Annotated in this window: 12 protein-coding genes and 2 pseudogenes; 4 read left to right on the top strand and 10 right to left on the bottom strand. The window is 50.9% G+C overall.

Annotated features, from left to right (window positions below; genetic code table 11):
• Nucleotides 1-59: 59 nt before the first annotated feature.
• From ACOTWU_RS00070 to yahO, 3 genes are all read right to left on the bottom strand, one after another.
• Nucleotides 60-2033, bottom strand: a complete 1974-nt coding sequence (locus ACOTWU_RS00070) for a PhoX family protein (protein WP_126499139.1) — start codon at nucleotides 2031-2033, stop codon at nucleotides 60-62.
• Nucleotides 2034-2160: 127 nt separating this feature from the next.
• Nucleotides 2161-4344 (bottom strand): TonB-dependent receptor, encoded by a 2184-nt coding sequence (locus tag ACOTWU_RS00065; RefSeq protein ID WP_126499138.1) that lies wholly within the window; start codon nucleotides 4342-4344, stop codon nucleotides 2161-2163.
• A gap of 200 nt (nucleotides 4345-4544) precedes the next feature.
• On the bottom strand, nucleotides 4545-4820 hold the full coding sequence (yahO, locus tag ACOTWU_RS00060; RefSeq protein WP_017382562.1) for a DUF1471 family periplasmic protein YahO: 276 nt from the start codon (nucleotides 4818-4820) through the stop codon (nucleotides 4545-4547).
• A gap of 611 nt (nucleotides 4821-5431) precedes the next feature.
• Here yahO and ACOTWU_RS00055 point away from each other — a divergent pair.
• Entirely contained in the window at nucleotides 5432-6103 is a 672-nt protein-coding gene (locus ACOTWU_RS00055) for an SOS response-associated peptidase (protein ID WP_126499136.1), read from the top strand.
• On the opposite strand, the gene ACOTWU_RS00050 is transcribed toward ACOTWU_RS00055, so the two are convergent.
• Nucleotides 6096-7364 carry a Y-family DNA polymerase gene (locus tag ACOTWU_RS00050; protein WP_126499135.1) on the bottom strand — a complete coding sequence of 423 codons (1269 nt, stop codon included), beginning with the start codon at nucleotides 7362-7364 and terminating at the stop codon, nucleotides 6096-6098. The two genes, ACOTWU_RS00055 and ACOTWU_RS00050, sit on opposite strands and share 8 nt — an antisense overlap.
• On the bottom strand, nucleotides 7364-7669 hold the full coding sequence (locus tag ACOTWU_RS00045; RefSeq protein WP_252049326.1) for a hypothetical protein: 306 nt from the start codon (nucleotides 7667-7669) through the stop codon (nucleotides 7364-7366). Before ACOTWU_RS00045 ends, ACOTWU_RS00050 begins: the two co-directional genes overlap by 1 nt.
• A gap of 111 nt (nucleotides 7670-7780) precedes the next feature.
• Between ACOTWU_RS00045 and ACOTWU_RS00040 the strand changes: the two genes are divergently transcribed.
• From ACOTWU_RS00040 to ACOTWU_RS00030, 3 genes are read left to right on the top strand one after another with little or no spacing between them, the layout of a single operon-like run.
• Nucleotides 7781-8143, top strand: coding sequence for a GtrA family protein (locus tag ACOTWU_RS00040; RefSeq protein WP_032648602.1), 363 nt, complete (start codon nucleotides 7781-7783; stop codon nucleotides 8141-8143).
• Nucleotides 8140-9057, top strand: a complete 918-nt coding sequence (locus ACOTWU_RS00035) for a glycosyltransferase family 2 protein (RefSeq protein WP_063859155.1) — start codon at nucleotides 8140-8142, stop codon at nucleotides 9055-9057. The genes ACOTWU_RS00040 and ACOTWU_RS00035 overlap by 4 nt, the downstream gene beginning before the upstream one ends.
• Nucleotides 9057-10664: a DUF6056 family protein gene (locus ACOTWU_RS00030; protein WP_058672765.1), complete on the top strand. Its 1608-nt coding sequence runs from the start codon at nucleotides 9057-9059 to the stop codon at nucleotides 10662-10664. Before ACOTWU_RS00035 ends, ACOTWU_RS00030 begins: the two co-directional genes overlap by 1 nt.
• Before the next feature lie 27 nt (nucleotides 10665-10691).
• On the opposite strand, the gene ACOTWU_RS00025 is transcribed toward ACOTWU_RS00030, so the two are convergent.
• The 5 genes and pseudogenes from ACOTWU_RS00025 to ACOTWU_RS00005 all read right to left on the bottom strand — a co-directional run.
• Entirely contained in the window at nucleotides 10692-12641 is a 1950-nt protein-coding gene (locus ACOTWU_RS00025) for a hypothetical protein (protein WP_252049328.1), read from the bottom strand.
• A gap of 58 nt (nucleotides 12642-12699) precedes the next feature.
• Nucleotides 12700-12879, bottom strand: a pseudogene (locus ACOTWU_RS00020) (hypothetical protein); the annotation flags it as partial.
• Nucleotides 12872-12934, bottom strand: a complete 63-nt coding sequence (locus ACOTWU_RS00015) for a hypothetical protein (RefSeq protein ID WP_232964279.1) — start codon at nucleotides 12932-12934, stop codon at nucleotides 12872-12874. The pseudogene ACOTWU_RS00020 and the gene ACOTWU_RS00015, both read right to left, overlap by 8 nt.
• 62 nt (nucleotides 12935-12996) lie before the next feature.
• Complete coding sequence (locus tag ACOTWU_RS00010) at nucleotides 12997-13398, bottom strand: putative holin (protein ID WP_001514183.1); 402 nt, start codon at nucleotides 13396-13398, stop codon at nucleotides 12997-12999.
• 276 nt (nucleotides 13399-13674) lie between these two features.
• Nucleotides 13675-13785, bottom strand: a pseudogene (locus tag ACOTWU_RS00005) (antiterminator); the annotation flags it as partial.
• Between the last annotated feature and the right edge of the window lie 157 nt (nucleotides 13786-13942).

The following is a 13942-nucleotide window of genomic DNA, read 5'->3' as shown; positions in this document are numbered from 1 at the left end:
TTCATGCTGGTGGTAGCAAGCTTAACGCCGGGCCAGCGCATGCGCCCGGCGGATAAACGTCACGACCCGATGATCCCGCCGTCCGCTTTGGTAATCACCACCGTTGACGATCGCGGACGCCCGTTCGGGCTGGCGTCTGGCCAGTTGGAAACAGCGCGCGGATTGGCCGGGTCGGTAATATCATCCCCGCCCTCCCCCGGATGCTGAATGTTGATAAACAGCGTGCGGTTGTCCGGCGTAAACGCAATGCCGGTGATTTCACATCCGCGCGGCCCGGTCAGAAAACGGCGATACTCGTTGGTGCCCGGAATGGTGGCGACCATCTGGTTATTGCCCATCCCCTCGTACGCTTTCTTATTGATGGTGCTGGAGGAGACGTCGGTCTGGATCCACAGGACGCCCCGGTGATCGAACGACAAACCATCCGGGCTGCCGAATGCCGCGCCCTGCATGGAGCCTTTGGCCTTCGGATCGTCGCCGTCGGTACGCCCGGCCATAACCAGAATATCCCACTTAAAGCGTGCGGCGGCAGGATCGGCACCCTCTTCGTGCCAGTGCATGATGTGACCAAACACGTTGTTGGCGCGCGGGTTAGCGGCATCGACCGGTGCCTTCCCCTCTTTACCGCGATCGCTGTTGTTGGTGAGCGTACAGTAGACGCTGCCGCTGGCGTGCGGATCGACGGCAATCCACTCGGGACGATCCATTTTCGTTGCCCCCACCGCGTCGGCCGCCAGGCGGGTTTTGATCAGCAGATCGCCCTGGCTTTCAAACCCGTTGCTTTTATCCAGGCCATTTTGCCCGAAGATCAGCGGCAGCCAGTCGCCGCTTCCGTCCTGGTTGAACCTGGCAACGTACAGCGTGCCGGACGTCAGCAGCTGCATATTGGCTTCCCGGTTCGCGGGATCGTATTTTTTGTCGGAGACAAACTTATAGATGTACTCAAACTTCTGGTCGTCGCCCATGTAGACCACCACGCGATTATCGGCGGCGAGCGTGACGGCGGCCCCCTCATGCTTGAAGCGGCCCAGCGCGGTGTGCTTGCGCGGGGTGGAGGTCGGGTTGTAGGGATCGATCTCCACCACCCAGCCGAAACGGTTGGGTTCGTTAGGGGTTTTATCGACGCTGAACCGCTCATCCACCTCGTTCCAGCGATAGGACTCATCGCTGTCGCTGATGCCGTAGCGTTTTTCCAGCGGATTGAGATCGGCTTTTTTCACAAAAATGTCCGACCAGTTCTCCTCGCAGGTGAGATAGGTGCCCCAAGGCGTGTGGCCGTTGGCGCAGTTCTGCATGGTGCCCAGAACGCGTTCCCCCTGCGGATCGGCGGCGGTTTTCATTAAATCCTGATGCCGCGCCGGGCCGGTAAGCTGCATCGGCGTATTGACGGTAATTCGCCGGGCGAAGGAAGACGGACGCACCACCTCCCAGCCGCTGCCCGTTTTTTTCACTTCCACCACCGACACGCCCATCGCGTTCTGCCCCTTGCGGGCTTTATCGAGGCTCCAGTTCGCCGTACCGTCGGTAAACAGCATCCCGTTATCGATGTATTCATGGTTCAGCGCCAGCAGGCCATGTTCCGGGTTTTGCGCCCCCTGCGGCAGGCTAAACCACGCCATGCCATCGTGGTGCATACCCGCCTGCACAGCCTGTTCGTCTGTGGTATTGCTGGCGTCCGGCTTAAATGCCGGCATGTTGTCTTTGATTCCCGTCGGATCACCCCAGCGATAGAACGGGCGGGCAATATAGCCTTCTGGCACCCTGACCGTGTCTTCCGTGGAGACGTCGATGCTGGTAAAGCCCAGGGAAACCGCTTTTGCCAGCGCGGAAGACTTCGATACCGCGGCAATGGCATTTTCGGGTGTGATCAGATACGGGAATGATACGGCGGCCCCCGCTACGGCCCCCATCTGGAGAAAACGGCGGCGGGAGAGGAACACCTCTGCAACCTCGGAGAATACCGGGTTAGCGCTGCGGTTACTGATATCGTCGCGATGTTCTTTTTTAAATACGGATTTGAGGGGTCTGCCCATAGCGGCTTCCTGTCATTGGCCAAGAGGTAAGGATGTGGCGACCAGTGTAAGAAGCTTTTATTACAATTTTATAACACGACAACGAAGGGATTGGGGCGTCCCTGCCCCGGATAACGAGGTGGAACGCTTAGAACTCGTAGCCAACCGAGACCTTAAAGGTACGAGGCTCGCCCTGAGTGATGTAAGTACCGGAATCGTCCACGCTTGACCAGTAGTTCTCGTTGGTCACGTTGTCGATGCCTGCCCGCACGGTCATCTGGTTTTCATTGTGGTTCACCGCGAAGCGATAGCGCATGCCCAGATCCAGCGTGGTGTAGCTGTCCAGCTTTTTGGTGTTCGCAAGATCGGCATACTGCGTGCCGGAGTGGTTAACGCGCGCGGTCGCCGTCAGGCCTTCAATCGGCTTGATATCGTACTCTGCGCCCAGCACGGCGTAGAAGCTCGGAATACCGATCGCATCGTTGCCCTGATTGACGCCGTTTTTGGTTTTGGTCAGCTCGGCCTGCAACCAGGTGGCGCTGGCATTCAGACGCATCCCAAGCATTGGCTCGCCGAAGACGTTCAGCTCCACGCCGCGGTTACGTTGTTCTGCATCCAGGCCGTAGTGACCGCTGTCGTCAAGGATCGCCGACGGCATTTTGATCTCAAACAGCGCCAGGGAGCCGCCCACGCGGCCAAAGTCCGCCTTTACGCCCACTTCGTTCTGCTTAGAGTGCACGATACCGGTACTCTGGCCGTAGTTGTTTGCTGAGCGAGGCGCAGTTTCACCGGGCTGTAACGCCTCGGTGTGGTTGGCGTAGAGGGAAATTTCCTCCCACGGTTTATAGACTACGCCGTAGGTTGGCATCCAGCGGCTGCCGTCGAAACCGTCCGCGTCGTTTTCCGCGCCGGTGATTTTGTTGTACCCGCGGATGACAACTTTCTGATGACGTGCGCCTGCGGTGAACAGCAGCTTGTCATCCAGCACGCCCAGGGTATCACTCAGCAGCCAGCCCTGCGTGCGGGTGCGCCCGCTGGTCAGCGGATCGCTGTATTTGCCGCCAGAGCCGCTGAAGTTGCTGCTGTCCGGCATAGCCACGCCGGTGTTGTGGTAGATGTTGGTGGTCGGATTATCCGCCGCGGCCGACATTTTCCACGCGATTTTTTCGTTTTTGGTCATCGCCGAATACCCGACGTTCACCTTGTGCGAGACGAAGCCGGTAGTGAAGTTACCGCGAATGCCCGCCATGCCGCTGACGGAATCGCTGATGCGGTTGGTATCAAGGCGGCTGACCGTCGCATTACCGCTCTTATCGAGGAGCTTCGGCGCGCTGTAGATCCCTTCTTCGTGCGCGTGCTGCGCGCCGAGACCGGTATATGCCGTCCAGCTATCGGTGATGTCATACTCGCTGCGCCACATCCCGAACTCGTTTTCGATATCGCTGTAGGCCCACTTCTGCGAGAAGTTGCGATCGTTCTTCGGCGGCTCAGGCACAAAGTCCACCGCCGAGATGTTGACGCTGGTTGGGCTGCCGTGGAAGGTTTTTTTCTGGTAGCCCATGTCCAGCGAGGTGCGGAAGCGGTCGCCTTTGTAATCCAGGCCGGTGGAGAGCAGCGTGGTGCGGCGGCGGTCGTTCGGCACGCCGGTTTCCCCTTCGCGATGCACGAGGTTCACGCGCGCGCCAAACTGGTCGTTATCGCCAAAGCGACGACCCGCATCCAGCGTGGTGCCAATCTGGGAATCCGAGGTGTAGTCAACGCCCACTTTCGCCTGCGGGGTGTCGCCCGCGTGTTTGGGCTCAAGGTTGATCATCCCGCCCACGCCGGAGCTTGCGGCGCCGTTCATCAGGGAGTTGGCCCCTTTGAAAATCTCGATACGGTCAACCATCTGGGCATCCACCACCTGACGCGGCAGCACCCCGGACAATCCGCCAAAGGTCATATCGTCGCCGTCAAACTTCAGGCCGCGAATGCGGAAGGTTTCCGCGCTGTTGCCGTAACCCTGAACAAATTGCACGCCCGCGTCGTTGGCAACCACGTCAGCAATGGTTTTTGCCTGCTGATCTTCCACCAGCTTCGAGGTGTAGCTGATGATGTTGAACGGCACGTCCATGGCGTTCTGCTGACCGAGCATACCCATGCGCCCGCCGTTCGCCACCTGGCCGTCGAGGAAGGCTGGAAGCAGCTGGTCACCACCGGGTTTGAAATCACTCCCCGCCGTGGACTGGACCACGATGGTGTCCTCTTTTTTCTCATCCGCCGCAAAAGCGGAGTGTGTAACCGCGCCGATGGCAATCGCCAGCAGCGTTTTGTGCATTGTGGTGTTGTTCATAATGAGCTCTTAACGTGCGCGCAAAAATGACCCGTTGTCGGGCCTTAAAAGTTATTAAAAGAAATGCAAATGAGAACTATACGCATTATGAATGCGTAATCAAGTGTCAACGGACATCTCTGAGCGAGAAGAGACAAGAAACAAGGCTGGCGGGAGGTATGGCGCGCAACCACCCCGAAACAGGGGTGGTTGCTAAGGCATTATTTTTTCTTGAAAATATCGGCGGTACCGTGAATTTTGTTGTTGGTATTACCGGAAGTCAGCACCAGAACATCAGCACCTTCTTTATCGGCTTTCTCGATCAGCTCTTTTTTCGCGTCGTCTACCGAGACTTCATTGGAAGTGCTAACCGTACCGATTTTTTCATACTGTGATTCCACTTTCTCAAACTCGTTTTTCGTCAGCAGTTCAGCCGCAAAGGTATTGGTGGTAAACAGAAATGCAGTGCCCATCAAAATAGCAGTCGTTTTTTTCATAACCTTTTTCCTTGAGATTAATCAGCAACTACGAAAAGCCCCACGAGTAAGAGTGAGGTGATATGAGCATGGTAGAGGAATAGCAAAATTGCCATAGGGTAAGAAAAATACTGTTATAACAGTCAATTGTGCTGTGAAAAATGTGCGTTAACGCTACTTTCGCGAGGGGTGTTTCATGGAGAAAATCAGCAGGACGTCGCGCAGGCGGCAATCTGTGAAATTTAATGGCACGCCCTGTAGGATTCGAACCTACGACCTACGGCTTAGAAGAACGTAGAGTACTATTTAACGCACTGTAATATCATTAGTTTTTCCGCGCTCGCTACGCATTTGTGTCATTACGTGTCGTTACCTGCTTTCTCGTTTTCTTGTGATACATCCATGCATGACACATCTATGACACAGAGAATGCATATCCATGCCACCAGACATCGCTATGTAATTTCCCGATCCCCCAACTTTGCGTAGCTCCTTCCAGTTTCGTAACACGCAGCTTTACGCCCTCCCATAACATCAGCATAATCCCCACCGATCCGATTGTAAGACTTAACCAGCGCGCGCTACTTTTTCTCCCTGCCCTATACTTTCAGTCTGACTGACTGGAGGTTTCTATGTGTGGACGTTTTGCACAAGCACAAACACGTGAAGACTATCTGGCATATCTTGCCGATGAAGGCGACCGCGACATTGCATATGACCCGGAACCTATTGGCCGGTACAACGTGGCGCCAGGAACCAAAGTGCTGCTACTGAGCGAACGCGATGAGCAGTTACATCTCGATCCGGTTCTGTGGTCCTACGCGCCCGGGTGGTGGGATAAAGCGCCTTTGATTAACGCCCGTGTAGAAACTGCGGCCACCAGCAGAATGTTTAAACCTCTGTGGCAGCATGGCCGGGCGATCTGCTTTGCCGATGGATGGTTCGAATGGAAAAAGGAAGGTGACAAGAAACAACCCTACTTCATTCACCGGGCAGACGGCCAGCCCATATTCATGGCAGCGATCGGCAGCAGGCCATTTGAACGCGGCGATGAGGCAGAGGGCTTCCTGATCGTGACATCTGCTGCTGACAAAGGACTGGTCGATATTCATGACCGTCGGCCACTGGTTCTGTCGCCGGAAGCTGCAAGGGAATGGATGCGTCAAGATGTAGGTGGGAAAGAAGCTGAGGAGATAATAGCCGACGGGACAGTCCCCTCCGACAAGTTTATCTGGCATGCCGTTACGCGCGCCGTAGGCAATGTGAAGAACCAGGGGCCAGAACTTATAGAGCCCGTCACTTGACCACTGGAAGATCTGAATACCGGGTGGTGTAGCGTGGAGAAAGCATTTCACGCTTCATCTGCCACTGTTGCTGTATGCCCTGCCCGGCAAAATAGAGCGTGCCCTTTCCGTCCTTTGCATTCAGGTGATCCAGTACTTCCATTAACTTCTCACTACCAGCTCGGGGAGCACTGTCATCGAACAGGTTTAGTTGGGCCACGCCCTGGCTGAAGAAGTCGCCCAGCATGACACCCGCTTTCTGGTACCGGTGACCGTCCTTCCATATTTTGTCCAGACACTTTACCGCGGCGTTGATGATGTCTCTGCTGTCCTGAGTTGGCGTGAGCAGCCTTACCGATGCGCTGTTTCCGTAATACGGCTCATTAAGGGCAAATGGAGAGGTCTTGACGAAAGCGGAGATAAAACGGCAGTACTGATGCTCACCACGTAGCTTTTCAGCTCCACGGGCCGCATAGCTGCAAATAGCCTGCCGCATCTGCTCATAGTCTGTAATGCGTTCGCCAAACGATCGGCTGCATACAATTTCCTGCTTCACCGGCGCGAACTCTTCCAGATCCAGGCATGGCTCGCCCCGCAGCTCCCGCACAGTTCGCTCCAGCACAACGTTAAAGTGTTTACGGATAATCCACGTGCTCTGCTCTGAGAGGTCCAGTGCTGTTTTGATGCCCATGGCGTTCAGCTTTTTGCTGATGCGACGACCAACGCCCCAGACATCCTCCACAGGAACAAGCGCCAGTAGCCTTCGCTGCCGGTCGACGTTTGAGAGATCGACCACGCCGCCCGTCTGCCGCTGCCATTTTTTCGCAGCATGGTTAGCCAGCTTAGCCAGCGTCTTGGTCTGCGCTATGCCGACGCCGACTGTAAGATGTGTCCGCTGTAAAATAGTCGCGCGGATCTCTTTCCCAAATTCAGTCAGGTCCCGGCAGTTTCTTACGCCGGTCAGATCGCAAAAGGCTTCGTCTATGCTGTAAATTTCCACGCGCGGGCTCATTTCTTCCAGCGTGGTCATTACCCGGCTGGACATGTCTGCATAGAGCTCGTAGTTGCTGCTGAAGCAAACAACACCAGCGCGCCGGAACAACTCCTTCTGCTTGAAGAACGGCTCACCCATCGCGATCCCGGCAGCCTTTGCTTCTGCGCTACGTGCGATTACGCAACCGTCATTATTGGACAGAACGACAACAGGCCGCCCGCGCAGGTCTGGTCTGAATACCGTCTCGCAACTGGCATAAAATGAGTTCACATCGACAAGGGCAAACATCACATCACCGGATTGTCGTCTGTGAACGCCGCAGCGCCATTGATAAAAAAGGTTACAACTCCCATGACTTCGACTTCATCTAAAGCATCTCCCTCTACGCTTTCACCGTCTTCGGTGATGAGCGCACCGCCCATAACGACCGCGAATTGTAGTTGGCCAAACGCATGCACCAGCACGCTCGTTCCGTTGCATGGCGGAAGATCGGTCTGAAAAAGCGCGTAGCCACCTGACGTTTCAACCAGGCATGAGTAGCGATTAACGCCACTTAACTGTTCAAGCCTGTATCGCTGAGCTTTTGCCTCCATGGCCCCTCCCAAAACAACTGTGTTTATATACAGTAGCGTCAAATATGAGAGTCGATCAAGTTGGACAGTGATGCTAAACTTCAGACCTTTCCGAATTCACTGATTTCTATAATGTTAAAGTTATTCGCCAAGTACACATCAATAGGTGTTATCAACACGCTCATTCATTGGGTTGTGTTCGCTATTTGCATATATGCATTTCACACAGGTCAGGCACTTGGCAACTTCGCCGGGTTCGTCGTGGCGGTGTCATTCAGCTTCTTTGCAAACGCCAGGTTCACGTTTAAGTCTTCGACAACCACGATGCGCTACATGCTGTATGTTGGGTTTATGGGATCCTTAAGCGCAGCTGTTGGTTGGGCTGCCGATAAGTCCGGCATGGCGCCGATCGTGACTCTCATTCTCTTCTCCGCCATCAGTCTGGTGTGCGGTTTTATTTATTCAAAGTTCATTGTCTTTAGGGATGCGAAATGAAAATTTCTCTGGTAGTTCCCGTCTTTAACGAAGAAGACGCGATACCTATTTTTTATAAAACTGTTCGGGAATTTGAAGGGCTTCAGCAGCATGAAGTAGAGATAGTCTTCATCAATGACGGCAGCAAAGATGCTACAGAATCAATTATTAATGCTCTTTCTGTTGCCGATCCGCTTGTGGTTCCACTGTCGTTCACTCGAAACTTTGGTAAAGAGCCAGCTCTTTTCGCCGGCCTTGACCACGCAACTGGTGAAGCGATTATCCCGATTGATGTTGACCTGCAAGACCCTATTGAAGTTATTCCTCACCTGATAGAGAAATGGCAGTCCGGCGCAGATATGGTGCTGGCTAAGCGCTCTGACCGCTCCACTGACAGCCGGCTTAAGCGTAAATCTGCTGAGTGGTTTTATAAGCTTCACAACAAAATCAGCAACCCGCAGATAGAAGAGAACGTCGGCGACTTCCGGCTCATGTCTCGCGAAGTAGTGGAAAACATTAAACTCATGCCAGAACGAAATCTCTTCATGAAGGGCGTGCTGAGCTGGGTTGGTGGCCGGACCGATGTTGTTGAATATGCCCGCGCAGAACGCGTTGCCGGCAGCACGAAATTCAACGGCTGGAAGCTATGGAACCTGGCACTTGAGGGGATCACAAGCTTCTCCACCTTCCCGCTGCGCATGTGGACTTATATCGGCTTGTTCGTTGCCGGTGCAGCCTTTCTTTATGGTGCATGGATGATATTTGACACGATTGCATTCGGTAACGCCGTGCGTGGGTATCCATCTTTACTGGTTTCTATCTTGTTTCTTGGAGGCATCCAGTTGATCGGCATCGGCGTCCTGGGTGAATACATCGGAAGAATTTATGTCGAGGTGAAGCAGCGCCCTCGTTATATTTTGAAGGATAATAAGTAATGCCTAGAATAAATAGTTATTTTTTACATGCATTATCTTTGTTAGTAATATTTTTTATTACTCTTAGCATTTGCATGCATACACCCATGCATTCAGATGATTATCTTTACGCGTTAAAGGGATTAAGTATTTCTGAGCACTTAAAGCACTATGAGAGCTGGAGTGGCAGAATAGTGGCTGATTATGTCAGCACAGCGATGCTTTCCATTCCTGAATTTTATAGAGCAATAGCAAATTCACTAGCATTGACTTCAAGTGTTTATTTAATATTTCTTATTGGTTCTTCAGCAGGAGAGATAAATAAATTCGATTGCATAAAAATATTAATTATTTTTATGCTTTACTGGGTAAGCAATACAAATTTAGGGCAAACCACTTTCTGGATTGTTGGTTCAGCGAATTATCTTTGGACAAACATGTTCATTTGCGCATACTTATTGTGCGTAATAAAAAGATATAACATCTATTTAACCTCCATTCTCGCAGTGATGGCTGGGTGCTCAAACGAAAATACTGGCGCGGTAGTTGTTATTCTCTCTGGCATTTATTATTTATATAATGCGTATATAATTAGATCTTTACGCCATAGAGGGCTTATTTATACCTTATTGTCTTTAGCGGGATTCATCGCATTAATTGCCGCTCCAGGAAATTATGAAAGAGCCAAATCTTTTAGCGCCTGGTACTCTAAACCTTTAATTGAAAGGCTAGTTGAGCATTTATACTCCAGGATACCCGATGTCATTTCCATCATGTGGCCTTTATTTCTGGCTTTCACAATTATCGCATTAATAAATCTCTTGAGCGAAAAGACAAATAAGAAATCGACAACATTAGCATTGATATTCTTATTTGCGGCATTATCCACATCCTTAATTATGTTTGCAGCACCTTCCTATCCTCCCAGGGCGGCAAATGGCACTTTAATTCTTGTTTTGATTGCTGTATCTTTTTTATTAAAGGATTCTTTTTTCACTTTAACTCAAAAATATTTGACATGCTCATTATTTGCTTTGGTTATATTGTATTTTATACCTCAATACCTTTGGATGTATGAATCTTACAAAGAAACCTTCCATCAGTCAGAGGTTAGAAAGTATTTAATCGACAAGCAAATCTCGCAAGGGAAAAGGGAGTTGAGGATACCTGATTTCTATTTCTCTAAACTTGCCAAGAGTGGAGACAAGTTTGATCCTTACCATAACAAGTGGTCTTATGGAAAGTACTATGGGGTGCTTTCAATTGAAAGGGATATGGCGAAACTGGACTACTCGATTGTATTTAGCGGAAAAAAGATAGTTGTAAACAAAAACATAATTCCACGCCAAGCGGATGTTAAGATCGTTTATATTACAAATGATGGGCGTATTGCATTCGAGACTAACAGAAATATTACCTTGCCAAAAGATGGTGCTCTGAAGATTTTTCTACACGTCAAATACAAAGGGAAAGATAAGGTACAAAATTTCGATTTCTACCCTGACTCAATGAACTTTGATGGTGGTTTTTTAACAGGGGCAAACATTGATAAAGGTGATATCGAATGGATCGAATTCGGTTTATTTAAAGGTCAAGAAAGATATACAGATGTTAAAATAAGTATTTAGCATAGAGGGTGGCTAGGCCACCCTTTTTTATGCAGAAGCATTCACTGTAAGCCAAGTGGTTCCGTTCCAGATCCACATTACAGATGGGTCTCCAGGGTATGATGGCGTTGAGGTTCTGTGAGCCTGGATACCATTTACGAAACCTGAAGTGTTAGTGATTGTTGGCTTACCCGATGACAGAACTTTTACATGCCTCCATCCACAAAAAGTAGGGAGAAGGGAGGCCTGATAACAACTAAAAATTGAACCACCTATGAATCCTGACTTCCCAGATGATATTGTGATTGCCAAACGGTATGCCTTGGTCCAGTCGTTTGTAGGGGCAGATATTCTGTAAAGCCTCCAGCCACCATGGTTCATTCCAAAGTATTTGTTTGGCTGAAAGAAAATCTGATTTGAATTATCTTGTGCCTCCAATGCGATCTGTAATGGAGCATCGCCCCACCAATAGAATGCTCCCCTGATAAAATCTGTGTTAGCCCTGGTCAGGTTAACCACTATCTTACATTGGGCGCTTGCAGCATTCACACCAAATGCTCTTCCAACACCAGAAGGCTCAATTACATCAGTTTTAACCAATGCCTCTGCTGGTACTACTTGTAGCTGATAGTCAACTGGAGCGCCAAGAACACCATCAAGTAATGACCAGTCGCCAGATGGGCAGAGGTTGTTAACTGATGCGCTTAAGGTATCCCCCCCCTGGTTATCTGCTGTAGCATCGGTGCCGATTAGGTGTGACATATGGTCAATGGTTGATACCCAGCTACTATATTGCGCTCTGGCACCAAGAATTGTCCAAGGCCCCCTTACCATCCCGTTCCCGTTAATTTCGCCATAGAGACCGATGATCGTATTGCGCTGGGCTGGTGTGCTGTTGTTATCTATAACGTAATTTGGAGTCCCTGATGTATCGAGGCCTACAAATGTATTTGAATTCCCTTCATAACTAAAGCTCGGTCCGGAACCACTCCCCGTGATTACTAACCCACCGCCTGCTAATTGCTCTACGATATTTTGGTTAACAGACGAGTCCGAAATATCGATTATGAATTTACCACCACCGGATGTTGTGCCAGTCCTGATTCTGGTGAATTTGTTCCAATATGATCCACCGCCCCAATTGACAAGCCCCGGTAATGTAAATGTTTGCGAACCATAAGATGTAATATCACCAGTCGAGTCAATATTTTCAAATACACAATATTGAAACCCTCTAATGGTTAACGACTTACAAGAAAGACCGCTAATCTTGAGTGATTTAACATGCGCCACAAGGAAATCCCCGTTAGGGATTCGGCCAACACAATCAACGTTACAGCGGATCACAAAGCGACCAGCAGACGCATGAATGCCTGTTAGCTTCGTCATGTCAACGACATAATCGCCAGGCGGGATATGTAATTCCTTCCTTTGCTGGCCATACTGAATAAGTTTGGAATAATCCCCGTTAGCATAATCTAAAGCTGCACACAGTTTTGCAGTAACGTCAGTTCCATCAGGGAATACTCCCCATCCGCGCACATCTAAATCGTCACGCCAGCGGGAAATCTGTAACTCAGGATATTTATTTGCGCCGTCAGGGTCTGATATTTGCGTCCGCAGTACCGCATCACCAACACTTAACCATGCCCCAGGGCCGATACCGCCTGTAGTTAGTGGCGTGGAGCCGGCAGGTACTGATTTAGGAAGAGCACCATCCCATCGGTAATATTCCCCGGTAGCTTCAAGGCGCAAAACCTGGTTAGGAAGCGTAAGGTTATTACCGTCTTCGAAGCTATCCAGAGTTATATAGCCAAAAGCTGATATTGCCTGCTGTGCCAGCCAGCGCAGGCCCTCGATCGTATAATGCTTATTGCCGAAACGGTCAGTGTAAGTCCATCCCATCGAGGTAACAAACTCGTCAATTTTCCCGGCGTTAAACTTCAGATCGCGCGGTGATTCGCTTGGGACAGGCAGGTTTGTTGGTGTCGTAGCCATATTGATTCCATAAAAAAACCCGGCGCGGTGGCCAGGTCTGGTTGGTCGGGGAAGGTTCTTATTCGTAGATGGCGTCGCTGTATTCCGCGACGGTCAGAGATACCGTGTTATCTGTGTTCGGTTTGATGCTGTTGACTGTCCATAGCTGACTGTCCAGTTCCTCCACCGTCGCAATGAGATAGCGCGACGGGAGCTGCACAGTGTCTCCGTTCCATATGTTGAGCTGAATGTTAGGGATAGGCCAGCACCGCGACACTCAGGCGATGACGCTTTCCCTCTTTCCGGAAAAACATCAGCCTGACCATGATTAACAGGCAAACTATGGCGTTTGCATCCATAAGAAGAAGCTGCCATGTCATTTATCTTCCTCCCCCAGCCCCGGCATCTTCCCGCTTTTGGATTTGCGGAGAATACGCAGCAGGACTGCCACGGAAATGGAAGCAGTGACAATTGCACCGACAGCGGGCGATACCTCAATGCTGGCCGGTGGCTTCATCAGGCTTAACGGCGTGTTGATGATTCCGGCCATGATTTTCGCCATGGGGACGGAGAAGAACACGCCACTGATAAACGATATCAGCGCAAAGATAGCCTGCTTCCAGAGTTGATGGGGATCTGAGGTCAGAACGTATAGCGCCGTTCCGGCGAGTGATCCGAGCATCACTGCTGGAGTCGCCTCCGGAAACAGCGTGGCAAAGGTTACACCGACTGATGACGATGTAAGACCAACGCCTACGATAGTGAAGGTCTCAGACATATTTATTCCGTGTGTAGTTGGTTCAGGCCCTCGGGACGATTTAAAAAGTAGGCGTGTCGATGATGGTTCCCGGGGCCTGGAATAAAAAACCCGGCGACAGGCCGGGAAGATGAGGGTAAGGCAATGTCGGCTCTCTGGCCGAAGGGTCCCAGGTAGTGGGTTCTGTGTGCGGCGTACCGCAAATAAAAAAGCCCCGCAAGATGGCGAGGCTGTTAATTCTTTGTCGACCTACGAAGCTATGGCGACGATATCAGATTTACATGAAATATATGCGTTTCAGTTCGGTTTTGCAAGACTTACATCTAAATTTGTCGCCTTTTGTTGTGAACGTGATCGCGTTACTGAGATAAGCGCACCGCTATCGAGTCGCTTAAAGCTGTTACGCATATCCGATAACAAAGCTTCACGGCCTTCGCATGCTGAACGCCGATATCTTCCGCCACATCCCGCTGTCGTCAGCCGACAGTACTAATGTGGCGCGAAACATCGGCATCGACAAAGCGTGGGATAAATCAGCCTACGCGCCGGCAAGCAAAGAAACACG

This window comes from Enterobacter cloacae complex sp. GYL001 (assembly GCF_049237125.1).
Lineage (GTDB): Bacteria > Pseudomonadota > Gammaproteobacteria > Enterobacterales > Enterobacteriaceae > Enterobacter > Enterobacter hormaechei_C.
Note: the sequence above shows the minus strand (reverse complement) of the source record. Positions and strands in the feature narration are given on the sequence as shown.

What these genes read in the sequence shown, in the direction of transcription:
- ACOTWU_RS00035 (WP_063859155.1), top strand. Translation starts at nt 8,140, where the DNA reads ATGAAAATTTCTCTGGTAGTTCCCGTCTTTAACGAAGAAGACGCGATA.
- ACOTWU_RS00045 (WP_252049326.1), bottom strand. Translation starts at nt 7,669, where the DNA reads ATGGAGGCAAAAGCTCAGCGATACAGGCTTGAACAGTTAAGTGGCGTT.
- ACOTWU_RS00050 (WP_126499135.1), bottom strand. Translation starts at nt 7,364, where the DNA reads ATGTTTGCCCTTGTCGATGTGAACTCATTTTATGCCAGTTGCGAGACG.
- ACOTWU_RS00065 (WP_126499138.1), bottom strand. Translation starts at nt 4,344, where the DNA reads ATGAACAACACCACAATGCACAAAACGCTGCTGGCGATTGCCATCGGC.
- ACOTWU_RS00070 (WP_126499139.1), bottom strand. Translation starts at nt 2,033, where the DNA reads ATGGGCAGACCCCTCAAATCCGTATTTAAAAAAGAACATCGCGACGAT.
- ACOTWU_RS00030 (WP_058672765.1), top strand. Translation starts at nt 9,057, where the DNA reads ATGCCTAGAATAAATAGTTATTTTTTACATGCATTATCTTTGTTAGTA.
- ACOTWU_RS00010 (WP_001514183.1), bottom strand. Translation starts at nt 13,398, where the DNA reads ATGTCTGAGACCTTCACTATCGTAGGCGTTGGTCTTACATCGTCATCA.
- ACOTWU_RS00055 (WP_126499136.1), top strand. Translation starts at nt 5,432, where the DNA reads ATGTGTGGACGTTTTGCACAAGCACAAACACGTGAAGACTATCTGGCA.
- ACOTWU_RS00025 (WP_252049328.1), bottom strand. Translation starts at nt 12,641, where the DNA reads ATGGCTACGACACCAACAAACCTGCCTGTCCCAAGCGAATCACCGCGC.
- ACOTWU_RS00040 (WP_032648602.1), top strand. Translation starts at nt 7,781, where the DNA reads ATGTTAAAGTTATTCGCCAAGTACACATCAATAGGTGTTATCAACACG.
- yahO (WP_017382562.1), bottom strand. Translation starts at nt 4,820, where the DNA reads ATGAAAAAAACGACTGCTATTTTGATGGGCACTGCATTTCTGTTTACC.